This window comes from Streptomyces sp. NPDC044044, assembly GCF_056434405.1.
On sequence record NZ_JBWKFG010000006.1, the window covers coordinates 628654 to 650991 of the forward strand.

18 protein-coding genes and 4 tRNA genes are annotated in these 22338 nt (G+C 69.7%); 11 read left to right on the forward strand and 11 right to left on the reverse strand.

Going from position 1 to position 22338, the window contains the following annotated elements; all coding sequences use genetic code 11:
- Positions 1 to 156: 156 nt before the first annotated feature.
- A complete protein-coding gene (locus tag AC07AG_RS25395; protein WP_478757870.1) occupies positions 157 to 1566 on the reverse strand; it encodes a sulfatase family protein in 1410 nt (469 codons plus the stop codon).
- 95 nt (positions 1567 to 1661) lie between these two features.
- Positions 1662 to 1763 carry a putative leader peptide gene (locus AC07AG_RS25400; RefSeq protein WP_344646327.1) on the reverse strand — a complete coding sequence of 34 codons (102 nt, stop codon included), beginning with the start codon at positions 1761 to 1763 and terminating at the stop codon, positions 1662 to 1664.
- Positions 1764 to 1938: 175 nt separating this feature from the next.
- On the opposite strand from AC07AG_RS25400, the gene purF reads away from it, so the two are divergent.
- Together purF and purM are read left to right on the forward strand one after the other, a co-directional pair.
- The gene (gene purF, locus AC07AG_RS25405) at positions 1939 to 3465 is read left to right on the forward strand and encodes an amidophosphoribosyltransferase (protein WP_478757871.1); all 1527 of its coding nucleotides are present in this window, start codon (positions 1939 to 1941) and stop codon (positions 3463 to 3465) included.
- 34 nt (positions 3466 to 3499) lie between these two features.
- A complete protein-coding gene (gene purM, locus AC07AG_RS25410; RefSeq protein ID WP_478757873.1) occupies positions 3500 to 4567 on the forward strand; it encodes a phosphoribosylformylglycinamidine cyclo-ligase in 1068 nt (355 codons plus the stop codon).
- A 122-nt stretch (positions 4568 to 4689) separates the two neighbouring features.
- On the opposite strand, the gene AC07AG_RS25415 is transcribed toward purM, so the two are convergent.
- Positions 4690 to 4947, reverse strand: coding sequence for a DUF3073 domain-containing protein (locus tag AC07AG_RS25415; protein WP_344522176.1), 258 nt, complete (start codon positions 4945 to 4947; stop codon positions 4690 to 4692).
- A gap of 290 nt (positions 4948 to 5237) precedes the next feature.
- On the reverse strand, positions 5238 to 6320 hold the full coding sequence (locus AC07AG_RS25420; protein ID WP_478757875.1) for a Leu/Phe/Val dehydrogenase: 1083 nt from the start codon (positions 6318 to 6320) through the stop codon (positions 5238 to 5240).
- 208 nt (positions 6321 to 6528) lie between these two features.
- Between AC07AG_RS25420 and AC07AG_RS25425 the strand changes: the two genes are divergently transcribed.
- Positions 6529 to 7392 carry a DUF8083 family protein gene (locus AC07AG_RS25425; protein ID WP_478757877.1) on the forward strand — a complete coding sequence of 288 codons (864 nt, stop codon included), beginning with the start codon at positions 6529 to 6531 and terminating at the stop codon, positions 7390 to 7392.
- Positions 7393 to 7894: 502 nt separating this feature from the next.
- Positions 7895 to 8101, forward strand: a complete 207-nt coding sequence (gene bldC / locus AC07AG_RS25430; RefSeq protein ID WP_003949541.1) for a developmental transcriptional regulator BldC — start codon at positions 7895 to 7897, stop codon at positions 8099 to 8101.
- A gap of 569 nt (positions 8102 to 8670) precedes the next feature.
- On the opposite strand, the gene AC07AG_RS25435 is transcribed toward bldC, so the two are convergent.
- From AC07AG_RS25435 to hrpA, 3 genes are all read right to left on the reverse strand, one after another.
- Positions 8671 to 8892 carry a DUF6274 family protein gene (locus tag AC07AG_RS25435; protein WP_478757878.1) on the reverse strand — a complete coding sequence of 74 codons (222 nt, stop codon included), beginning with the start codon at positions 8890 to 8892 and terminating at the stop codon, positions 8671 to 8673.
- A gap of 133 nt (positions 8893 to 9025) precedes the next feature.
- Positions 9026 to 9100, reverse strand: a tRNA-Asp gene (locus AC07AG_RS25440).
- Between the two features lie 94 nt (positions 9101 to 9194).
- Positions 9195 to 13163 carry an ATP-dependent RNA helicase HrpA gene (hrpA, locus tag AC07AG_RS25445; RefSeq protein ID WP_478757879.1) on the reverse strand — a complete coding sequence of 1323 codons (3969 nt, stop codon included), beginning with the start codon at positions 13161 to 13163 and terminating at the stop codon, positions 9195 to 9197.
- Between the two features lie 83 nt (positions 13164 to 13246).
- On the opposite strand from hrpA, the gene AC07AG_RS25450 reads away from it, so the two are divergent.
- The 4 genes from AC07AG_RS25450 (at position 13247) to AC07AG_RS25465 (ending at position 16457) form a co-directional block, all read left to right on the forward strand.
- Positions 13247 to 13648: a hypothetical protein gene (locus AC07AG_RS25450; RefSeq protein ID WP_478757880.1), complete on the forward strand. Its 402-nt coding sequence runs from the start codon at positions 13247 to 13249 to the stop codon at positions 13646 to 13648.
- Positions 13649 to 13711: 63 nt separating this feature from the next.
- Positions 13712 to 14473, forward strand: a complete 762-nt coding sequence (locus AC07AG_RS25455; RefSeq protein WP_478757881.1) for a DsbA family protein — start codon at positions 13712 to 13714, stop codon at positions 14471 to 14473.
- On the forward strand, positions 14470 to 15330 hold the full coding sequence (locus AC07AG_RS25460; protein ID WP_478757883.1) for a cytochrome c biogenesis CcdA family protein: 861 nt from the start codon (positions 14470 to 14472) through the stop codon (positions 15328 to 15330). Before AC07AG_RS25455 ends, AC07AG_RS25460 begins: the two co-directional genes overlap by 4 nt.
- A gap of 29 nt (positions 15331 to 15359) precedes the next feature.
- The gene (locus AC07AG_RS25465) at positions 15360 to 16457 is read left to right on the forward strand and encodes an ABC transporter permease (RefSeq protein ID WP_478757885.1); all 1098 of its coding nucleotides are present in this window, start codon (positions 15360 to 15362) and stop codon (positions 16455 to 16457) included.
- A 94-nt stretch (positions 16458 to 16551) separates the two neighbouring features.
- Here the strand turns inward: AC07AG_RS25465 and AC07AG_RS25470 are convergent.
- From AC07AG_RS25470 to AC07AG_RS25485, 4 genes are all read right to left on the reverse strand, one after another.
- Positions 16552 to 16625, reverse strand: a tRNA-Phe gene (locus tag AC07AG_RS25470).
- A gap of 22 nt (positions 16626 to 16647) precedes the next feature.
- Positions 16648 to 16722: transfer RNA gene (locus AC07AG_RS25475), tRNA-Asp, on the reverse strand.
- A 39-nt stretch (positions 16723 to 16761) separates the two neighbouring features.
- Positions 16762 to 16834 (reverse strand) — tRNA-Glu (locus AC07AG_RS25480).
- Between the two features lie 79 nt (positions 16835 to 16913).
- Positions 16914 to 18464: a metallophosphoesterase family protein gene (locus tag AC07AG_RS25485; RefSeq protein ID WP_478757886.1), complete on the reverse strand. Its 1551-nt coding sequence runs from the start codon at positions 18462 to 18464 to the stop codon at positions 16914 to 16916.
- A 59-nt stretch (positions 18465 to 18523) separates the two neighbouring features.
- Between AC07AG_RS25485 and AC07AG_RS25490 the strand changes: the two genes are divergently transcribed.
- The 3 genes from AC07AG_RS25490 to AC07AG_RS25500 all read left to right on the forward strand — a co-directional run bounded on the left by AC07AG_RS25490 (position 18524) and on the right by AC07AG_RS25500 (position 22180).
- Positions 18524 to 18874, forward strand: a complete 351-nt coding sequence (locus AC07AG_RS25490; RefSeq protein ID WP_478757888.1) for a metallopeptidase family protein — start codon at positions 18524 to 18526, stop codon at positions 18872 to 18874.
- Positions 18875 to 18962: 88 nt separating this feature from the next.
- Entirely contained in the window at positions 18963 to 19526 is a 564-nt protein-coding gene (locus AC07AG_RS25495; protein WP_478757889.1) for a hypothetical protein, read from the forward strand.
- 347 nt (positions 19527 to 19873) lie between these two features.
- Positions 19874 to 22180: a DEAD/DEAH box helicase gene (locus AC07AG_RS25500; protein ID WP_478757891.1), complete on the forward strand. Its 2307-nt coding sequence runs from the start codon at positions 19874 to 19876 to the stop codon at positions 22178 to 22180.
- The last annotated feature ends 158 nt before the right edge of the window (positions 22181 to 22338 follow it).

The following is a 22338-nucleotide window of genomic DNA, read 5'->3' on the forward strand; positions in this document are numbered from 1 at the left end:
GGACCTTCCGAGTGGGGGTTCGCGCGGAGCTGTAGATCAACTTGGGCGCGCGCGAGGCACGCTAGCGATCACTTCGGTCCGCGCGAACCCCCGGGAAGGCTTCTTAGGCCGCGCTTAAGGCTGAGTTGAGGCTCACGGCTCCCTACAGGCAGTCGGTCAGGCGGCCGGGTACGGCAACAGTCCCTTGTCCGTCTTCTCCCACGCCGCCTTCAGCTCGGCGAGCAGCTTCGGCTCACCGGCCGCCCGGTCCGCCTGCTCCCGCTGATCCGCCGCGAGATTGAAGAGCTGGTCCTTGCCGCCCTTGCCCCGGTAGTACTTCCACTGCCCGCGCCGCAGCGCCCGCTCCCCACGCACCCGCCAGAACAGCTCACGCTCGGCGAGCTCATCGCCCTTGAGGAGATAGGGCGCGAGGCTGGTGCCGTCCAGCGCGTACGCGGGGTTCGGCCGCGCCCCGCCGATGTCGAGCAGCGTCGCCGTCCAGTCCGGGGTGAAGACGGGCTCGTGGCTGACCTGCCCGCCGTCGAGCCGCGCGGGCCAGCGCACGATGGTCGGCACGCGGATGCCGCCCTCCTGGAGCGAGGCCTTGTTGCCCGACAGGGGCCAGTTGTACGAGAAGCGCTCGCCGCCGTTGTCGGAGGCGAAGAAGACGAGGGTGTCCCGCTCCTGCCCGGACTTCTTCAGGGCCTTGAGGACCTCACCGACCGAGCGGTCCAGGTCCTGCACCATCTCCGTGTACTTCTCGACGGAGCCGTCGTCCTGGTGCCAGAGCGCGCCCTTCTCGCCCGCCTTGATCCTGCGGACGATCTCGGCGCTCTCCTCCTTGTCGCCGTCCGCTATCCACGGCCAGTGCGGGGTGGTGAAGTTCAGGTTGAGCAGCCACGGCTTGTCCCCGTGGTCGCGCCCGACGTACTCGCTCGCCCGCTCGGTCAGGATGCGCGTGTAGTAGCGCAGGTCCTTGTACTCCGCGTCGCCCTCGTAGAGGTCGTACTCACCGCCGAGCCCCAGCTTCGAGTAGTACTCAAGGGCCCCGCCGAAGTTCCCGAAGAACTCGTCCCAGCCCGACCGGGTGGGCGAGTAGTCCGGCAGATAGCCGCAGTGCCACTTGCCGATCAGGGCGGTCGCGTACCCGGCGTCCCGCAGCAGCGAGGCGAGCGTGGGGTGGGTCGGGTCAAGGCCCACGGACTTGTCCGCGATCGGCTCGGCGAGCCCGCCCTTCGTACGCCCAGGGAAGCGCCCCGTGTAGAGGCTGAAGCGGGTCGGGGAGCAGGTGGCCGACCCCGAGTAGGCGTCGGTGAAGCGCACGCCCTGGCGGGCCAGGCGGTCCAGGTTCGGGGTCTTGATGTGCGGCGACCCGTAGGAGGAGAGGTCGGCCCAGCCGAGGTCGTCGCCGAGGATGAAGAGGATGTTGGGCCGCTTGGCGCCACGGCCCGGGGCGGCGCGGAAGGGCCGCTCGCGGGCCTCGGCGGCGGCGGGCAGACCGACCGCGGCGGCGGCTCCGGCTCCCACCGCGCCCCCGAAGGCGCGTCGGGACAGGGCGGACTGGTGGTGCGAAGGCGTCGCTGACATGGCTGTGCTCCTGATCGGGGCACGGCGCGGCGAGGGGCACGTACCCGGAGACGGGAAAAGCGGGAAAGGCGAGAAAAACGGGACGGAGAGTGAGCTCAGACAGCGCTGCGACAGATGGCGCTCGCGACACGGACCAGGTCGACGTGGCGGCGCTCCACAAGGATGACCGTCGGGTCACCGAGGGGCTGCAGGGGCATGGACCAGGAGCTTCACGGGACCCGCCCGCCCCTGTCAACGCTCCCGCTCACCTGTTCACAAGGGCTTCGTACTCCGCGTATCGCCACACGCACGCCCCGGAGGCGTCATCACGCTCCGTGCGGGGGCCGTATCCCCAATTCGGACCAGTGGTCGATCTCGCCTACACTCGGTGTCGTGCCACGTGGTGACGGTCGACTCAATCATGATCTGCTCCCCGGCGAGAAAGGCCCCCAGGACGCTTGCGGCGTCTTCGGTGTCTGGGCTCCGGGTGAAGAGGTCGCCAAGCTCACTTACTTCGGGCTGTACGCCCTCCAGCATCGAGGCCAGGAGTCCGCGGGAATCGCGGTCAGCAACGGCTCCCAGATCCTTGTCTTCAAGGACATGGGGCTTGTTTCCCAGGTCTTTGACGAAACCTCTCTCAGCTCGCTCCAGGGTCACATCGCGGTCGGTCACGCCCGCTACTCGACCACCGGGGCCTCCGTCTGGGAGAACGCCCAGCCGACGTTCCGTGCCACCGCGCACGGCTCCATCGCGCTCGGGCACAACGGCAACCTCGTCAACACGGCCCAGCTCGCCCAGCTGGTCGCCGACCTGCCCAAGGAGAACGGCCGCGCGACCCAGGTCGCGGCGACCAACGACACCGACCTGGTGACGGCTCTCCTCGCGGGCCAGGTGGACGACGACGGCAAGCCGCTGACCATCGAAGAAGCCGCCACCAAGGTCCTCCCGGACGTGCAGGGCGCCTTCTCCCTCGTCTTCATGAACGAGCACACGCTGTACGCGGCCCGCGACCCGCAGGGCATCCGCCCACTGGTCCTCGGCCGCCTGGAGCGCGGCTGGGTCGTGGCATCGGAGTCCGCGGCGCTCGACATCTGCGGCGCCAGCTTCGTCCGCGAGGTCGAGCCCGGCGAGTTCATCGCGGTCGACGAGAACGGACTGCGAACGTCCCGCTTCGCGGAAGCGAAGCCCAAGGGCTGTGTCTTCGAGTACGTCTATCTGGCGCGCCCCGACACCGACATCGCGGGCCGGAACGTCTACCTCTCGCGCGTCGAGATGGGCCGAAAACTCGCCGCGGAAGCTCCGGCGGAAGCCGACCTCGTCATAGCGACCCCGGAGTCCGGAACGCCCGCCGCGATCGGTTACGCCGAAGCGTCCGGCATCCCCTTCGGAGCGGGACTGGTCAAGAACGCCTACGTCGGCCGGACCTTCATCCAGCCCTCGCAGACGATCCGCCAGCTCGGCATCCGTCTCAAGCTGAACCCCCTCAAGGAAGTCATCAAGGGCAAGCGTCTTGTCGTCGTCGACGACTCGATCGTCCGCGGCAACACCCAGCGCGCCCTGGTCAAGATGCTCCGAGAGGCCGGGGCCGCCGAGATCCACATCCGGATCTCCTCCCCGCCCGTGAAGTGGCCCTGCTTCTTCGGCATCGACTTCGCGACCCGGGCCGAGCTCATCGCCAACGGCATGACGATCGACGAGATCGCCACGTCCATGGGCGCCGACTCCCTCTCGTACATCTCCATCGACGGCATGATCGAGGCCACGACCATCGACAAGCCGAATCTGTGCCGCGCCTGCTTCGACGGCGTGTACCCGATGGATCTCCCCGACCCCGAGCTGCTCGGCAAGCAGCTCCTGGAGACGGAGCTGGCCGCCGGTCCGGCGTCCACGGCAGCGGCCGACGCGATCCGTCGCCCGTAAGCCCCGTAGTAACGACACGAAAGTTCTCACCCCCATGTCTGAGACCACCGGTGCCAGCTACGCCTCCGCAGGCGTCGACATCGAGGCGGGCGACCGCGCCGTCGAGCTGATGAAGGAGTGGGTGAAGAAGACGAAGCGCCCCGAGGTCCTCGGCGGCATCGGCGGCTTCGCCGGACTCTTCGACGCCTCCGCCCTCAAGCGCTTCGAGCGCCCCCTCCTCGCCTCCGCCACCGACGGTGTCGGCACGAAGGTCGACATCGCCCGCCAGCTGGGCGTGTACGACACCATCGGGCACGACCTGGTCGCGATGGTCATGGACGACATCGTGGTGTGCGGCGCCGAGCCGCTCTTCATGACCGACTACATCTGCGTCGGCAAGGTCCACCCCGAGCGTGTCGCGGCCATCGTGAAGGGCATCGCCGAGGGCTGTGTGCTCGCCGGCTGCGCCCTCATCGGCGGCGAGACGGCCGAGCACCCGGGCCTGCTCGGCCCGGACGACTTCGACGTCGCGGGCGCCGGTACGGGCGCGGTCGAGGCCGACCGTGTGCTCGGCCCCGATCGCATCCGTAAGGGGGACGCGGTCATCGCGATGGCGGCCTCCGGTCTTCACTCGAACGGGTACTCGCTCGTCCGGCACGTGGTCTTCGACCGCGCTGGATGGGCCCTGGACCGCCAGGTCGAGGAGTTCGGCCGCACGCTCGGCGAGGAGCTCCTGGAGCCCACCAAGATCTACTCCCTGGACTGCCTGGCGCTCACCCGCACCACGGACGTCCACGCCTTCAGCCACATCACGGGCGGCGGTCTCGCGGCGAACCTGGGCCGGGTCATCCCGGACGGTCTGCACGCGATCGTCGACCGCGAGACCTGGACGCCCGGCGCGGTCTTCGACGTCGTCGGCAAGGCCGGCCAGGTCGAGCGCCTGGAGCTGGAGAAGACGCTGAACATGGGCGTCGGCATGATGGCGATCGTCCCCGAGGAGTCCGCCGACGCGGCCCTCGCGACCCTCGCGGACCGCGGTGTGGATGCCTGGATCGCCGGTGAGATCACCGAGCGCGGAGAGCACACCGACGGCGCGGCGCTGATCGGTGACTACGCCAAGTAGGCCCGTGAGGCAGTCCTCAGGGCAGCACAAAACCCGGTCCGGTGTGGTGACCACCCCGGACCGGGTGAAGTGCAGTTGCTACGAGAACTGCGAATACTGCGAGTGCTGCGAATGCAACGAGGTCAAGCGCCGCGGCGCTGCGACGAGGGACCGGACTCTTCGGCAGAGTCGTCGTCCTCGTCGTCGTTATACAGATCCGCGTACTGGGCGTACGGGTCGTCTTCCTCGTCGTCGTCTTCGAACGGCTCGCCATTCGGCGGCTGTTGCGAAGTCGAAGCGCCCAGCTCATTGGCCAGACGCGACAGGTCAGTCCCGCCGCTGCTGTACTTCAGCTGGCGGGCGACCTTCGTCTGCTTGGCCTTTGCCCGGCCGCGCCCCATGGCTCGACCCCCTCGGATATGGGGCTTGGTGACCCCAGAGTCTTGACACGCGTTCATGATCAGGAACGGGCTCTCCGTGGAGAGGCCGGTCCGTAGGGCTTCCACGGTACCTGCTCCTGCGGCCATACGGTACGTCGCCCGCAGGACGCGCCTCGGCGCAGAACCCGCGAGGAGCCCTGTCCTCGCTGGTCAACTGCGATTTTAACCTCTTCTTGCCGGGCGACCCGCCGACGGGGGTGAGTCTTGTCTCTCGCGCACGTCGGCGGGGCCCTCTCGCGGCACCTCGGGGATCAGCGGACGCGGGCCTCCGCCATCCGCTGCTCGGCGATCCTGTCGGCCGCCGCGGCCGGCGGAATGCCGTCTTCCTTCGCACGAGCGAATATGGCAAGAGTGGTGTCGAAGATCTTCGACGCCTTCGCCTTGCACCGGTCGAAGTCGAAGCCGTGCAGCTCGTCGGCGACCTGGATCACGCCGCCGGCGTTCACCACGTAGTCGGGCGCGTAGAGGATCCCGCGGTCGGCGAGGTCCTTCTCCACACCGGGGTGTTCGAGCTGGTTGTTGGCCGCGCCGCAGACCACCTTCGCGGTGAGCACCGGCACGGAGGAGTCGTTCAGGGCGCCGCCCAGCGCGCAGGGCGCGTAGACGTCGAGGCCCTCGACCCGGATCAGCGCCTCGGTGTCGGCGACGGCGGTCACGGACGGGTGCTTGTGCAGGATCCGGTTCACGGACTCCTCGCGCACGTCGGTGATCACGACCTCGGCGCCGTCCTCCAGGAGGTGCTCCACGAGGTGGTGGCCGACCTTGCCGACGCCCGCGACGCCGACCTTGCGGCCGCGCAGCGTCGAGACGTCCCACAGGTGCATGGCGGAGGCGCGCATGCCCTGGAAGACGCCGTAGGCGGTGAGCACGGAGGAGTCGCCCGCGCCGCCGTTCTCGGGCGAGCGTCCTGTCGTCCAGCGGCACTCGCGCGCGACGACGTCCATGTCCGCGACGTACGTGCCGACGTCGCACGCCGTCACGTAGCGGCCGCCGAGCGAGGCCACGAAGCGGCCGTAGGCGAGCAGGAGCTCATCGCTCTTGATCTGCTCGGGGTCCCCGATGATCACGGCCTTGCCGCCGCCGTGGTCGAGGCCGGCCATGGCGTTCTTGTACGACATCCCGCGCGCGAGGTTCAGCGCGTCGGCGACGGCGGCTTCCTCGCTCGCGTAGGGGTAGAAGCGCGTGCCGCCGAGGGCCGGGCCCAGGGCGGTGGAGTGGATGGCGATGACGGCCTTGAGGCCGCTGGCACGGTCCTGGCAGAGCACTACTTGCTCATGGCCCCCCTGGTCCGACTGGAACAGGGTGTGCAGGACGCCGTTGTCTGCTTCGGTCACTGTGGTGACTCCCGGTCAAGTGGCGGCGGTTGGGTGGGCGCCCGTGCGGGTGGCGGGGCCCGATGGGCATGAGACTAGAGCCTGGGAGAACCCGGTGGCCGCGCAGTGCCGAGGATCACCCTCTCCTGGCTCACTAGAAGGACGGCTGAGTTCGGCCATGGCACGATTTGCAGTGTTTTCCAGCCGGTACGCGGGGGAGGGAGCAGCCGTGCCCAAGGTGTCTTCGTTGGTCGTCCCGTACGCGTCCTACTTGCGCGTTTACGAGCCACTCGCTGCTTTCCCGGAACCCGAGCGCGGCCACTGGGCACGCTACGCGCGTCGCACCGACCGCCCCTCGTACCAGGACGAACTGAGGCGCTCCCTGGCCGACTTGCTGCCCACGCCGCCGGTGCCCGTGCCGGTGCACGAGAGCAGCGACGCGTTCGTGGTGGAGGCCGACGGGGTGGTGTGCGTCTGCCCCTGGCGCACCCGGCTGCGCGGCTGGCAGGCCCTGGGCGAGCTGCCGGGCCAGCTGCCGATGTCGGTCCTGGACGCGGTCCTGCCGCCGGTGGTGCGCCGCCAGACGGCCGCGGACTACGAACAGTGGCTCGTCCGGAACCCCGACGCGCGCCCGTGGATCCGTACGTCGACGTGGCAGGTGCCGCTGAACTGGTTCGTGCTGGTCTCGGACGAGGAGCGTCAGTACGAGAAGGGGTACGAGGCGGCCGACGGCGAGGCGGCGGCCTGTGCGCCCGTCCTTCGCTACCGCACGCCGATGGTGCAGGCGCGGCGCCGGGTGGCCCGCGGCCTGCGGACGCTGCGGGACACGATCGACGAGGGGCCGCTCGTCGACGGGCTCACGGACGTGGGCCGGTGGCTGGAGGAGTTCCATCCGCGCTCGCTGGTCGAGCTCGACTACGGCGGGCTCGTGCACGCCCTGTCCGAGGAGCAGCTCGACGAGGACCACTCGGCGGCGGATGTGGCCGAAGGAATCGAGGCGCTGCGCAACGGCGACGGCGAGGGGGCCGGCGAGGCGTATGCGAGGCTCATGGAGCGATGGAGGGCGGTCAGGGACCGCCAGTTCTCGAACTGAGCGTCAGCCCGGCCGCGCGCGGGTCATCCCTACCGGTCATCCCTACGTGTTGCCTACACGGGACGTAGGTCCCGATCCGGGCTTTTGTATCAAGCGTGACGGACCGCACTTACGGGGCCCTTGCGCCCATCGCCCCCCCTCGTGCCAAAATAGGACAAGGAGTCCGGGGAGGGCTCCTTCCGTCCATGTATGGGCGGAATACTCGACATTGCACGCTATGGGGGGTCTGTTGGCTCCTGATCGCTCTGTGACTGATCGTCACTGTGGCGTGACTGTCCGCTATGGCATGGTCCATCGGCTTCCGTCGCTGATAGACACCTGGGAGGGCAATTCCATCGGTTTGGCCGACGTGGCTGGACGGATGGTGTAGTTGTAGTGCCGAGGACAAGCCGTTCGTCCTATAACCGACTCGACTCGCGTCCGCCATTTCGGGCAACGCGGGTCAAGGTGCAGAATTTAGAGGAATGAACCGAGAAGGTTCGGTTCTCCGAGGAGGCCGCTCATGACCGCTCGCACCCCTGATGCCGAGCCGCTGCTGACCCCGGCTGAGGTTGCCACGATGTTCCGCGTCGACCCCAAGACGGTGACGCGCTGGGCCAAGGCTGGCAAGCTCACGTCGATTCGCACGCTCGGCGGCCATCGCCGTTACCGCGAGGCTGAGGTCCGCGCACTGCTCGCGGGTATCCCGCAGCAGCGCAGCGAGGCCTGATTTACCGCATAACCGCAGTACCCGGACGAAGAGTACGACCGGTACTGGGTCCCCCAACCCAGCCACAACGTCCGACTTTTAGCTACATGCGACGCGGGTCCCGCCCCAACGGGTCCCACGCCTGAGCCTCATGGGTGAGTCGTTTCGATCGCGCTGGACTCCGCCGGGTCCAGCGCGATCTTTTTTGTGCGCCCGGCAGCCCCTGGTGAGCGCCGCTGTGAGCGGGCTTGTTGGTCTCTGAGGGGTGCTGGGGCCGCGCTGTGGGGAGGCTGTGGCGCCACCCTTCCTTCGCCCTTGTGTGGTCCGGGCGGATGCTGTGCGGGGTGGTGCAATTGCACATATTAAATTGACCTGTTGTAAGGCGGGGGTAAGTTCAGGGGTTTCCAAAACTAGTTCGGTGACACCCGTCACACGCCGTGAACCTTGTTGCCCGCGATGCCTCTGAGCTAGAGGAGATCCCGGAACGTACAGGGGAGTTGGCTCCGCACGTACAGGGGAGTCGGCTCCGCGCGCCCGAGGCTCTACCCCTCACCCTCCCACCACCGGGGTGGGTCGCGGGTCGGCTTTGGTCACGCGTTCGGGGGACTTTCGTCCTCGCCCGGCTCGCAGCCGCCCTCACAGCCGCTCTCGCAGCCGCTCTGGGCGGCAGGGGCGGTCTCCAGGGCGAGACGTTCGAGGCGGTGGCAGATCGGGCAGTGCCGCGTCAGATGGCGATAGCTCGTCGCCGCCGAGAGGTGGGCGCGCAACAGGGCGCGAGTCTCATGCCGTGCGGACGCCGCCGAAGCCGTCATGCGCCACCTCCCGCTGGGGAGCGGTCCCGCCCCGTTCCCTGTTGTCTAGGTACCGGCGGAATGTGACGGAGTCAAGATGCGGGGAACGACAACGGGCCGTATCCCCAAGGGATACGGCCCGTTCGCTCTACTGCGGTCCTGACGGGATTTGAACCCGCGGCCTCCACCTTGACAGGGTGGCGAGCACTCCAAACTGCTCCACAGGACCTTGCTCGCGGCGCTGATTGCTGCGTTGCGCTGCGAGACAGGACTCTACAGCAGCCCACAGGCGCTGGTCGAACTCGCTCTGTGTGAGCGGCTCGTCACGGAGCCGCGGCGTCGATCGCCTTCACGATCCGCTTGTCCGAGACGGGGTACGCCGTGCCCAGCGCGTGCGCGAAGTAGCTGACGCGCAGCTCCTCCAGCATCCAGCGGATGTCCAGGACCTCCCGGGGAATGGGACGGCCCTGCGGGAGCTGCTCCAGGAGCCAGGCGTACTCGTCCTGCATCTCGTGGACCTTCTCCATGCGCGAGGTGTCCCGCTGCACGTTCGTCGGCATCTGCTGGAGCCGGCGGTCGGCGGCCACCATGTAGCGCATCAGGTCCCCGAGGCGGCGGATCCCTGTGGCCGTGACGAAGCCGGGGCCCACCAGGGCGTCCAACTGCGTCCGTACGTCCGTGAGGTTGGCCAGGAGCGTCGGGCTCTTCGTCGACTTCAGGCGGCGCTCGCAGGCCTGCCAGGCGGCGAGGACCTGCTGGACCTGGGAGACCGTGCGGACCGTCGTGTCGACGATCTCGGCGCGCACCTTCTCGTACAGCTTGCGGTACGACTCCTCGTCCCAGGCGGGACCGCCGAAGTCACCGATCAGCTTGTCCGCCGCCGCCATCGCGCAGTCGGCGAAGAGCGCCTGGATGGAGCCGTGCGGGTTCGCGGACAGGGCGATCTTCTGGGCGTTGGTCAGTTTGTCCGAGGCGAACTTGGCCGGATTCACCGGGATGTTGCGCAGGATCAGGCGACGCGTGCCCTTCCACATCGCCTGCTGCTGCTCGGCCTCGGTGTCGAAGAGGCGTACGGAGACGGTGTCTCCGTCGTCCACGAGCGCCGGGTACGCCTTCACCGGCTGGCCCGCACGCCGGGTCTCGAAGACGCGGCTGAGGGAGCCGATGGACCAGTCCGTGAGCCCGGAGTGCTCGACCGCCGAGCCGCCCGGCTTCTCCGCCGTCGCGGCCGCCGCCTGCGAGAGGGCCTTGCGGGCCTTCGGGCGGAGCTGGAGCTTGAGCGCCTCCAGGTCCTTGTCCTCGGCGAGCTTCTTGCGCCGCTCGTCGGTGATCCGGAAGGTGATCTTCAGGTGGTCCGGTACGCGGGTGAGGTCGAAGTCGTCCGGTGAGACGGGGACACCGACCATCCGCTGGAGCTCCCGCGCCAGCGTCACGTGCAGCGGCTCCTGGAGCGGTACCGCCCGGTCCAGGAACGCCGTCGCGTAGTTCGGCGCCGGGACGTAGTGCCGGCGGATCGGCTTGGGCAGGGAGCGGATCAGCTCGATCACGACCTCCTCGCGCAGGCCCGGGATCTGCCAGTCGAAGCCGTCCGCCGTGACCTGGTTCAGGACCTGGAGCGGGACGTGGACGGTGACGCCGTCCGCGTCCGCGCCCGGCTCGAACTGGTAGGTCACCTTGAACTTGAGCGGTCCCTGGCGCCATGTGTCGGGATAGTCGTCCTTGGACACGTCGCCGGCGCGTTCGTTGATGAGCATCGACCGCTCGAAGTCGAGCAGCTCCGGCTCCTCGCGCTGCTTCTTCTTCCACCAGGAGTCGAAGTGCGCGCCGGACACGACGTCCTCGGGCACCCGCTGGTCGTAGAAGTCGAACAGCGTCTCGTCGTCGACGAGGATGTCGCGGCGCCTCGCGCGGTGCTCCAGCTCCTCCACCTCGGTCAACAGGCGGCGGTTGGCGGCGAAGAACTTGTGGTGCGTGCGCCAGTCGCCCTCGACGAGGGCGTTGCGGATGAACAGGTCGCGGGAGACCTCGGGGTCGATGCGGCCGTAGTTCACCTTGCGGTCGGTGACGAGCGGGATGCCGTACAGCGTGACCTTCTCGACCGCCATCACCGCCGCCTGGTCCTTCTCCCAGTGCGGCTCGCTGTAGGTGCGCTTCAGCAGGTGCTGGGCGAGCGGCTCGACCCACTCCGGCTCGATGCGCGCGTTGACCCGGGCCCACAGGCGGGAGGTCTCGACGAGCTCGGCCGACATGATGAAACGCGGGGGCTTCTTGAAGAGCGCGGAGCCCGGGAAGACCGCGAACTTGGCGTTGCGGGCGCCCAGATACTCGCCACGGCCGCCGCGCTGCTTGGGGTCGCTGTCCTTGGACTCCTTCACGTCCTTCATCCCGATGTGGGAGAGGAGCCCGGCCAGGAGCGAGATGTGCACGTGCTGCTCGGGGGCGTCGTCCTCGTTGAGGTGGATGCCCATCTGCTTGGCGACCGTGCGCAGCTGCGTATAGATGTCCTGCCACTCGCGGATCCGCAGGAAGTTGAGGTACTCCGCCTTGCACATCCGGCGGAACGAGGACGAGCCGCGCTCCTTCTGCTGCTCGCGGACGTACCGCCACATGTTGAGGAAGGCCAGGAAGTCGGAGGTCTCGTCCTTGAAGCGCGCGTGCTGCTGGTCCGCCTGCGTCTGCTTCTCTGCGGGGCGCTCGCGCGGGTCCTGGATGGAGAGCGCGGCGGCGATCACCATGACCTCGCGCACACAGCCGTTCTTGTCGGCCTCCAGGACCATGCGGGCCAGGCGCGGGTCCACCGGGAGCTGGGCCAGCTTGCGGCCCTCCGGGGTGAGGCGCTTCTTCGGGTCCTTCTGCGTCGGGTCCAACGCGCCCAGTTCCTGGAGGAGTTGGACGCCGTCGCGGATGTTGCGGTGGTCCGGCGGGTCGATGAAGGGGAACTTCTCGATGTCGCCGAGACCCGCCGCCGTCATCTGCAGGATGACCGACGCGAGGTTCGTGCGCAGGATCTCCGCGTCCGTGAACTCGGGGCGGGCGACGAAGTCGTCCTCCGAGTAGAGACGGATGCAGATGCCGTCCGACGTACGGCCGCAGCGGCCCTTTCGCTGGTTGGCGCTGGCCTGGCTGATCGCCTCGATGGGCAGCCGCTGCACCTTCGTACGGTGGCTGTAGCGGGAGATGCGGGCCGTGCCGGGGTCGATGACGTACTTGATGCCCGGGACGGTCAGGGAGGTCTCGGCGACGTTCGTCGCGAGAACGATCCTGCGCCCCGTGTGCTGCTGGAAGACGCGGTGCTGCTCGGCGTGCGAGAGGCGGGCGTAGAGGGGGAGGACTTCCGTGAAGCGGTAGTTCTTCTTGTTCAGCGCGTCCGCCGTGTCCCGGATCTCACGCTCTCCGGAGAGGAAGACGAGGATGTCGCCCTTGCCCTCGCCCTGGAGCTCCTCGACGGCCTCCGTGATGGCGGTGATCTGGTCGCGGTCCGTGTCCTCGGAGTCGTCTTCGAGGAGCGGGCGATAGCGCACCTCGACGGGGTACGTACGGCCGCTGACCTCGACGATCGGGGCGTCACCGAAGTGCCGCGAGAACCGCTCCGGGTCGATGGTCGCCGATGTGATGACGACCTTCAGGTCCGGGCGCTTGGGCAGCAGCTGGGCGAGGTACCCGAGCAGGAAGTCGATGTTGAGCGACCGCTCGTGGGCCTCGTCGATGATGATCGTGTCGTACGCGCGCAGCTCGCGGTCCGTCTGGATCTCGGCCAGCAGGATGCCGTCCGTCATCAGCTTCACGTACGTGTCGGCGCCCACCTGGTCCGTGAAGCGGACCTTCCAGCCGACGGCCTCGCCGAGCGGGGTGTTCAGCTCGTCGGCCACGCGCTCGGCGACCGTGCGGGCCGCGATGCGGCGGGGCTGCGTATGGCCGATCATGCCGCGCAGGCCGCGGCCGAGCTCCATGCAGATCTTGGGGATCTGCGTCGTCTTGCCGGAGCCCGTCTCGCCCGCGACGATCACGACCTGGTGGTCGCGGATCGCCGCGGCGATGTCGTCCTTCTTCTGGCTGACCGGGAGCTCTTGCGGATACGTGATCTTGGGCAGACGGCTGCCCCGCTCGGCCATCCGCGCCGCTGCCTTGTCGACCTCCGCCGCGATCTCGGCGATGACGGCGGCCCTGGCATCGGGCTTGCGGATCCGGCGTGCACCCTCCATCCGGCGGCCGATCCGGTGCTCGTCGCGCAGCGACAGCTCGGACAGGCGCGGGGCGAGGGTGTCGAGGGTGAGGGCAGGCTGCGTAGACATACGGCGTCCAGGATCTCACCCGCCGCTCGAAGGTGGCGAACCGATTTATCTGGAGGGGCGCCTGGGGACGTACGATTTTGGGCATGTCGTCCCGTGCGCGTCTGTCGTGGTGCCCCTTGCTCGGGGTGCTGCTCGTCGTGCTCGGGGCGTTCTGCGGGCCGGCGGTTGCCGCGGAGCCGACGCCCGCGAAGCCCAAGGTGTCGGTGCAGGCCGAGGTGTCCGCCGAAGCGTCTGCCGAGGTGTCCGTCAATGCGTCCGCCGGTGTGCCCGGCTGCGGCAAGGGCGGTCGGCAGGACGCAGGTCGGCCTCCCGCCGCCCCGCCGCGCTCCAGTTCCGCGTACGAGCTGCTGCCCGCCCTGCATCAGGCCCACGCCGCGTCCGGCGCCTGCGGCATCGGCCAGACGGTGCCGTCCCTGTCGCCTGAGCGCGGGCCGCCGCCGCTCACGCCGCCCTCTCCGGTGGATCTCTCGATCCTGCGCGTGTAGAGGCCCCCGTCCGGGGCCCCTTCAACGACGTACAGACGTGCAGGAACGAGAGAGAACTCCCTGATGCCCAAGAACAACAACAAAAAGAAGAACATCGCCATCGGAGCGGGCGTGGCCCTCGCCGCCCTGCTGCTCGGTGCCGCTTCCTACAGCGCCACCAAGCCCGACGAACCCTCATCGGTCACCGCGAAGGAGGAGTCCCCCGCGGACGTCTCCGCCGACCCGCAGGCCGGGGTCTACCCGGAGCTGGCCGAGCTCGCCCGGCGCGACGCCAAGGACCCGCTCGCCCAGGGCCGCGCGGACGCGCCGGTCGTGCTCATCGAGTACGCCGACTTCAAGTGCGGCTACTGCGGCAAGTTCGCCCGCGACACCGAGCCGGACCTGGTGAAGAAGTACGTCGACGAGGGCACCCTGCGCATCGAGTGGCGCAACTTCCCCATCTTCGGCGCGGACTCCGAGTCCGCCGCGCGCGGGGCGTGGGCCGCCGGGCGGCAGGGGCGCTTCTGGCAGTTCCACGAGGCCGCGTACGCCGATGGCTCCAAGGAGAAGGGCTTCGGGGGCGACCGCCTGAAGGAGCTCGCGAAGGAGGCCGGGGTCAAGGACGTCGGCCGCTTCTCGGACGACGCGGACAGCGCTGCCGCCAAGGCGGCCGTGAAGAAGGACCAGGAGGAGGCGTACGGCCTGGGGGCCACGTCGACCCCGTCCTTCCTGGTCAACGGGCGGCCCATTTCCGGGGCGCAGCCGGATGAGGTCTTCGACCAGGCGATCGAGCAGGCGGCCAAGGCGGCGAAGGCGGCGAAGCCGTCCGGGGCGGGGGACAAGTGACCGTCGATGTGGGGTACTTCGCGGCGTTCCTGGGGGGTCTGCTCGCCCTGGTGAGTCCGTGCAGCGCGCTGCTGCTGCCCGCCTTCTTCGCGTACTCGATCGACTCGACCTCGCGGCTGCTCGCCCGTACCGGCATCTTCTACGCCGGTCTCGCGACGACCCTCGTGCCGCTGGGCGCGGCGGGTTCGGTGGCGGGGCGGTTCTTCTTCGGGCACCGGGACCAGCTGGTGCTCGTCGCCGGGTGGCTGATCATCGCGCTCGGTGTGCTCCAGGTCGTGGGGATGGGGTTCGCCTCGCGGAAGATGGCCGAGCTGTCGGGCCGGATCCGGCCGACGACGGCGGTGTCCGTGTACGCCCTCGGCGCGGTGTACGGGCTCGCGGGCTTCTGCGCGGGCCCGATCCTGGGGAGTGTTCTGACGGTGGCGGCGGTGAGCGGGAGCCCCGTCTACGGAGGGCTGCTGCTCGCCGTCTACGCGTTGGGGATGGCGGTGCCGCTGTTCGTCCTCGCGCTGCTCTGGGAGCGCTTTGATCTCGGGCGGCGGCGTTGGCTGCGGGGGCGTTCCTTCCGGATCGGCCGCTTCGAACTGCACACGACCTCGCTCCTGTCGGGCCTCTTCTTCGTGGCCCTCGGTGCGCTCTTCCTCGCGTACGACGGGACCACCGCGCTGCCGGGTCTGCTCGACGTGGACGACTCGTTCGCCGTGGAGCGGTGGGCCGGGGGCGTGGGGCGTGCCGTGCCGGACTCGGTGCTGCTGGTGGGTGTGGTGGCGCTGGTGGGCGTGGGGTTCGCGGTGCGGGCGTGGCGGAGGCGGGGGCGTGGGACTGGGAGTGGCCCCGTGGAGGCCGAGCAGGGGTGAGTCCGTTATGGGTGGTTTAGCGTATTCGTATGTCTGACCAGCCTGAGGGCGAAGAACACCGGAACGGCGCCCATGGCGCCCACGGCAGGGCTCCCACCGGGCGTGAGCGGTGGTCGTCGTTCAAGGAGTCGCCGTTCCTGCCGGCGACCGTGCTGGTGTTCATCCTGGCCGCGGCCGCGGGGCTCTTCGCGGGCTCGTACACATACTCCATGGCGAATCCGACCCCGCACCGCATCCCCACGGCGGTGGTCGGTGCGCAGGACGCTCCTCGGGGCAAGGAGTTCCTCGTCGGCATGGAGAAGGCGCTGAACGCCTCGCTGGAGCTGCACGAGTACGACAGCGTGGCCGCGGCGCGGGACGGAGTGGAGGAGCAGAAGGTCTTCGCGGTCCTCCGGGAGACTCCGGGGGACCGGGTCCTGTTCGAGGTCTCGGGGGCTTCCGGGGCGTCGGTCGCCCAGGTGCTCGCCGAGACCGCGCCGAAGGTGGGCAAGCAGGTGGGGGTCCCCGTGACGGTGAAGGACATCAAGCCGCTCCAGGAGGGGGACCCACGAGGGCTCGCGATCTTCTACATCTCACTGGCGGCGGTGATCATCGGCTTCGTCGGGGCGATCCAGCTGAGCGTGCACGCGCGGGGCCTGAACCCGGCGGAGCGGATCGCCTTCACGGTTCTCTACGCGCTGCTCGGCGGGTTCGTGATCGCGGCGGTGGTGGACTGGTGGCTGGGGGCGGTGGACCTGCCGTTCGTGGAGTCGTGGCTGATCCTGGCGCTGACGATGTTCGCGTCGGGGATGGTCTTCACGATGTTCAACACGCTGTTCGGGCGCTGGGCGATGATTCCGACGTGGGGCCTGATGGTGCTGCTCGGCAATCCGTCGTCGGGCGGGGCGGTTTCGTGGCCGCTGCTTCCGTCGGCACTCGGCCACATCGGGCGCTGGCTTCCTCCGGGGGCGTCGGTGAACGCGCAGCACACGGCGGTGTATTTCGGCGGCCACCAGCACGCGTTCCCGTTCCTGGTCCTCGCGGCGTGGGCGCTGCTCGCGTGCGCGGTGTTCTGGGTCTGGCGCCACCGGCACCCGGGCGGCCGCGAGAAGCCCGCGGCGCATGCGGCTGCGCCTGGGGCGGCCTGAGCGGGGTTCGGGGCAGGCCTGTTCGGCCAGGTCACGCCGTGGGGGTGCGGGGAACGGCGAAGGCCCCGTCCAGTGGACGGGGCCTTCGGGGAAGTGGCTGGGGCCGGGATCGAACCGGCGACCTATCGCTTTTCAGGCGATCGCTCGTACCAACTGAGCTACCCAGCCACGCGATTCAAGGAATCGCAAGCGGTCCTGACGGGATTTGAACCCGCGGCCTCCACCTTGACAGGGTGGCGAGCACTCCAAACTGCTCCACAGGACCAAGCGTTGTGCGAGCACTAGTCTCGCACAAGGTGTTGCGTGCCCCCAACGGGATTCGAACCCGTGCTACCGCCTTGAAAGGGCGGCGTCCTGGGCCACTAGACGATGAGGGCTAAGGGCCCACCTGGGCGCTTTGCAGCGCGTCGGGGACGTGAGAAGCATATGGGATGCGGGGAGCTATCGCCAAAACGGTTATCGGGGGGCCGGGGAGCCGCTTCCCGGAGAGCGGCCCGCAGGGGGCGGAGACGGTGTCGCGCCCGGCTGGTTCTCCTTGGGCAAGTGGCGGCTGACCTCCGCCTTCGTCAGGCCGAGGCCGCCCAGTTTGATCTCGTCCCAGGCCTGGAGGCGCCGGGTGTCCCGGTCCAGGTAGAGGACCGACGCCTCGACCGGGTCCGGGTACTTGCCCTCCACGGCGCGCAGCCCGCTGCCCCCGGTCGAGCCCTCGATGCGCAGACGCGTCCCGTCCTCCATGACCTCCATCTCCTGGCGGTGCACATGCCCCGCCAGGACGAGCGGCACCTCGCCGTCCGTCTCGCGCGCGGCGTCGGGGTTGTGCGCGACCGCGATGTCGACGGGCGTGCCGGCCGCCCGCTGGTCGCGCAGGGCGGAGGCGAGGGCGGCGCCCGCCATCTCCTCGACGGGCTTGCCCTCCGCCCGCACGGAGCGGTCCGGGGTGTACTGCGGGTCGCCCGTCCCGGCGAACCGGAGGCCCGCCACCGACGCCGCCCCGCCCTCGTCCAGGACGTGGACGTTCTTCATGCGCTGCAGGTAGCGCTGGGTCGTGCGGGAGTCGTGGTTGCCCCTGACCCAGACGTACGGAGCTCCCAGGTCCTCGATCGGGTCGAGGAAGGCGTTCTCCGTGGCGCTCCCGTGGTCCATCGTGTCGCCGGAATCGACGATGACGTTGATGTCGTACTGCTCGACCAGCGAGGCGATGATCTTCCAGCTCGCCGGGTTGAGGTGGATGTCCGAGACGTGCAGGAGCCGGATCGTGGACGGGTCCGGCTGGTACGCGGGGAGCGTCGACGTCGCGTCGTACAGCTTCGTCACGTTCGTGACCAGGCGCGCCAACTCCTGTTGGTACACGTCGAATTCGCTCACGATGCTGCGGGCGTTGCCGACGACCGATGGCGCGCTGCTGAGCAGGCCCGAGAATTTCGGCTCCAGGACCGACTTCGGGTTCCACGTCGCGTACGCCGCCGCGCCCGACGCGGCCAGGAGGGCCAGGGCCAGGCCGCCCGCCGCCAGGGCCCGGCGTGGGCGGCGGTAGACCGCGAGGCCCAGGGCCGTGGCGCCCGCGACGACGGCGGCGCAGGAGCGTACGGCCAGGTCGAGCGTGCCGTGCCCGACGTCCTGCGTCACCTCGTCCTGGAGGCCCGCGATCCGCTCGGGGTGGTCGACCAGGGCCTGGGAGCGGACCGGGTCCAGGCGGTCCACGTCCACGTCCAGGCGGATGGGGGCGACGTGCGAGCGCAGTTCGAGGGCCCCGAGCGGGGAGACGTCGATCTTCGTGCCGCCCGTCAGCGAGGGGCGCAGCGTCATGCGCGTGTCCATCGGGCCCACCGGCGCGTGCACGCTGCCGACGATCAGCAGGCCGAGCCAGGCGCCGAGCAGGACGACCGCGACGAGGCCCGCCGCACGGCCGTACGGATGGGGAGGGCTGATGAGCTCGCTCACCGGGTGCGGGTGGCGGGAGCGGTAGTGGCGTACGAGGGCGGCGGGCGCACGGAAGTCGCGGGCCATTGGTCCGGTATGCCCATGGGGACGGGCGGCTATGCGGGGCGGTGGCTGACAATGGGGGTGTGCTGGAGATGACGCGGGAAGAGTTCGAGGAACTGGTCGCCGAGGCGCTTGACCGGATTCCGCCCGAGTTGACGCGGTTGATGGACAACGTGGCGGTGTTCGTGGAGGACGAACCACCGGCCGAGGACCCCGAGCTGCTCGGGCTCTACGAAGGGACTCCGCTGACGGACCGGGGCGAGTGGTACGCGGGAGTGCTGCCCGACCGGATCACCATCTACCGGGGTCCGACCCTGCGCATGTGCGAGTCGCGCGAGGAGGTCGTCGCGGAGACCGAGATCACAGTGGTGCACGAAGTCGCGCATCACTTCGGGATCGACGACGAGCGCCTGCACGCCCTGGGATACGGCTGACGGTCGGCGGCAGAGTCCGTGTCCTCTTGCGGGGCAAGGGAGTTGGGTAGGGCGTCCCCGCTTCTCAGCGCCTCGGAGGTGCTCGGCCGTGCGCCAGTTGTACGTTCCTGCTCGGTGGGCCGCGGCGGCAGTGGCCGTCATGGCGACCGCGGGCTGCATGAGCATCGGTGACGACGGGGGCGGCGAGCCCGGTCCGGCGCGGTCCGCGGGCGAGCGCAGCGCTGCCGCGGCCCCGGACGGCGGCAGCGTCACGCCCGGCGCCGGCTCGGCCGGCAAATCGGGTGCCGACCGCGGTGACGCGAAGGGCAAGAAGGGCAAGAAAGGCAAGAAGGGCGGGGGCAAGGGGCGGTCGGGCGGGCACGGAGAGTCCGGTTCCGATGCCGCGCAGGCCTCCGCGTCCGCGACCGGGGGCGGCGGAGACCCCGCCCCGCCGACGAAGGACGGGCGGCCCACGCCCACGCGTACCAAGCCGGACCCGCCGCGCCCCACGCCGACGCCCGACCCCCCGAAGCCGACCCCGACGCCGACTCCTGAGCCCACTCCGGAGCCCTCGTCGTCGGCGCACGAGCCCCCGAAGCAGGACGCGCAGCTGGGGGAGCGGTCGGAGGGGCTCAGGTCGCGGGAGCCCTCGCCGGAGGCCGGGCCCGCCTAGGGCGGGGTGCTTGGGGTGCTTGGGGCGCTGGGCGTGCTTGGAGCGGTTCGGGGCGGGTGGGAGCGGATTACGCCGGGTTCAGGCCCTGTCCGAAACCCGCTTCCTCGCAGGTGAGGCGAGCTGTGGGGGGTGGAATCCAAGGTGCCCCGGAGGGTGTGGTTTGCCTTCTGGGGGGTTGGGTGCGTATGGTGGTAGATCGTTTGATCCCATTTGCCCGGCGCCGAAAAAGAAGAGCGCCGCGTGGCGCGTACTCTCCCTTGCCGTGGCTGACCGCATAGAGGCGGTCCATTGCGAAATCACGGAGTTGACGGGCGCGTGCCGAGACTCCGGAAGGTTTCGCATTTCGCATGTCCATTTCTCATTCTGACCACGCCGTCCTGCCCGAGAACGAGACGACCGACGAGCTGACGGTCGACGCGGCCGAGGCCGTTGTCGAGACCGCCGAGGCCGTCGAGACCGTCGAGAACGTCCAGGCCACCGACGTCGTGGAGGCCGCCGAGCAGGTCGTCGCCGAGGCCGATGCGCCCGCGACCGACGCTGCCGAGCAGGCCGACGAAGAGGCCGAGACCGGCCCCACCTTCGGTGACCTCGGGCTCCCCGAGGGCATCGTCCGCAAGCTCGCCCAGAACGGCGTGACCGCCCCCTTCCCGATCCAGGCCGCGACCATCCCGGACGCCCTGGCCGGCAAGGACATCCTCGGCCGTGGCCGCACCGGCTCCGGCAAGACCCTCTCCTTCGGTCTTCCGCTGCTCGCGACGCTGGCCGGCGGCCGCACCGAGAAGAAGAAGCCCCGCGGCGTCATCCTGACCCCGACCCGTGAGCTCGCGATGCAGGTCGCGGACGCGCTGCAGCCGTACGGCGACGTGCTCGGCCTGAAGATGAAGGTCGTCTGCGGCGGCACGTCCATGGGCAACCAGATCTACGCGCTCGAGCGCGGCGTCGACGTCCTCGTCGCCACCCCGGGCCGTCTGCGCGACATCATCAGCCGTGGCGCCTGCTCGCTCGAGGACACCCAGATCGCGGTGCTCGACGAGGCCGACCAGATGTCCGACCTGGGCTTCCTGCCCGAGGTCACCGAGCTGCTCGACCAGGTCCCCTCCGGCGGCCAGCGGATGCTGTTCTCGGCCACGATGGAGAACGAGATCTCCACGCTGGTCAAGCGCTACCTGACCAACCCGGTCACGCACGAGGTCGACAGCGCCCAGGGCAACGTCACGACCATGACCCACCACATCCTCATCGTGAAGCCCCGCGACAAGGCGCCCGTCACGGCCGCCATCGCCGCGCGCAAGGGCCGCACGATCATCTTCGTCCGCACCCAGCTGGGCGCCGACCGCATCGCCGAGCAGCTCTGCGAGTCCGGTGTGAAGGCCGACGCGCTGCACGGCGGCATGACGCAGGGCGCCCGTACGCGCGTCCTGGAGGACTTCAAGAAGGGCTACGTCAACGCGCTCGTCGCGACCGACGTCGCCGCCCGAGGCATCCACGTCGACGGCATCGACCTGGTCCTGAACGTGGACCCGGCCGGTGACCACAAGGACTACCTGCACCGCTCCGGCCGTACCGCTCGCGCGGGCCGCTCCGGCACGGTCGTCTCGCTGTCCCTGCCGCACCAGCGCCGCCAGATCTTCCGCCTGATGGAGGACGCGGGCGTCGACGCCTCGCGTCACATCATCAACGGCGGCGGCACCTTCGAGCCGGAGGTCGCCGAGATCACCGGCGCCCGTTCGATGACCGAGGTGCAGGCCGACTCCGCGGGCAACGCGGCGACCCAGGCCGAGCGTGAGGTCAAGGACCTCACCAAGGAGCTGGAGCGCGCCACCCGCCGCGCGACGGAGCTGCGCGAGGAGGCCTCGCGCCTCACCGCGCGTGCCGCCCGCGAGCGTGGCGACGACCCGGAGACCGCGGTGGCCGAGGCCGCCGCCGCTGCCGAGGCCGCCGTCGAGGCCGCTGTCTCCGTCCCCGAGCAGCCGGCCGCTCCGGCCGCCCGCGAGGAGCGCCGCCCGCAGCGCGACGACCGCGGCAACTACGAGCGCGAGCCGCGCCGTGACGACCGTGGCGGCCGTTCCTTCGAGCGTCGTGACGACCGCGGTGGCTCCGGCTTCCGTGGCGGCGACCGTCGCGAGGGTGGCGGTGGCTTCAACCGTGACCGCAACGACCGTGGTGGTTCCTCCGGCTTCCGTCGTGACGACAACCGTGGCGGTGGCTCCGGCTTCCGCGGCGGCGACCGTCGCGAGGGTGGCGGTGGCTTCAACCGTGACCGCAACGACCGTGGTGGCTCGTCCGGCTTCCGTCGTGACGACCGTCCCTCGGGCGGCGACCGTGGCGGCTTCCGCCGTGACGACAACCGTGGTGGCTCCTCCGGCTTCCGCCGTGACGACCGTCCCTCCGGCGGCGACCGTGGCGGCTTCCGTGGCGGCGACCGCCGTGACGACAACCGCGGTGGCTCCGGCTTCCGTCGCGACGACCGCCCCTCCGGCGGCCACCGTGGCAGCGACCGCCCGTTCAACCGTGACCGCCGCGACGACCGCCCCTCCGGCGGCGCCCGCTCCGGTGGCCACGACCGCCCGGCGTTCAACCGCGACCGCTCCGGCACCGGCACCGGCTCCTTCGGCCGCCGTGACGACAAGCCGCGCTGGAAGCGCAACGGCTGAGGCCTGAGCGACTAAACCACGGCAGCGGGGGGGGGGGGTTGGGGGGGGGGGGGGGGGGGGGGGGAGAAGGGGGGGGGGGGGGGGGTTCCTTTTTGGGGGAAAGGCGTGGAGGGAAAAAAAAACAAAAAAAACAAACAAAAAACCAGACAGAACAAAAA

Coding starts and splice junctions, on each gene's coding strand:
- AC07AG_RS25395 (WP_478757870.1), bottom strand. CDS start 1,566: ATGTCAGCGACGCCTTCGCACCACCAGTCCGCCCTGTCCCGACGCGCC.
- AC07AG_RS25400 (WP_344646327.1), bottom strand. CDS start 1,763: ATGCCCCTGCAGCCCCTCGGTGACCCGACGGTCATCCTTGTGGAGCGC.
- purM (WP_478757873.1), top strand. CDS start 3,500: ATGTCTGAGACCACCGGTGCCAGCTACGCCTCCGCAGGCGTCGACATC.
- AC07AG_RS25415 (WP_344522176.1), bottom strand. CDS start 4,947: ATGGGGCGCGGCCGGGCAAAGGCCAAGCAGACGAAGGTCGCCCGCCAG.
- bldC (WP_003949541.1), top strand. CDS start 7,895: ATGACCGCTCGCACCCCTGATGCCGAGCCGCTGCTGACCCCGGCTGAG.
- AC07AG_RS25435 (WP_478757878.1), bottom strand. CDS start 8,892: ATGACGGCTTCGGCGGCGTCCGCACGGCATGAGACTCGCGCCCTGTTG.
- hrpA (WP_478757879.1), bottom strand. CDS start 13,163: ATGTCTACGCAGCCTGCCCTCACCCTCGACACCCTCGCCCCGCGCCTG.
- AC07AG_RS25450 (WP_478757880.1), top strand. CDS start 13,247: ATGTCGTCCCGTGCGCGTCTGTCGTGGTGCCCCTTGCTCGGGGTGCTG.
- AC07AG_RS25455 (WP_478757881.1), top strand. CDS start 13,712: ATGCCCAAGAACAACAACAAAAAGAAGAACATCGCCATCGGAGCGGGC.
- AC07AG_RS25465 (WP_478757885.1), top strand. CDS start 15,360: ATGTCTGACCAGCCTGAGGGCGAAGAACACCGGAACGGCGCCCATGGC.
- AC07AG_RS25485 (WP_478757886.1), bottom strand. CDS start 18,464: ATGGCCCGCGACTTCCGTGCGCCCGCCGCCCTCGTACGCCACTACCGC.
- AC07AG_RS25500 (WP_478757891.1), top strand. CDS start 19,874: ATGTCCATTTCTCATTCTGACCACGCCGTCCTGCCCGAGAACGAGACG.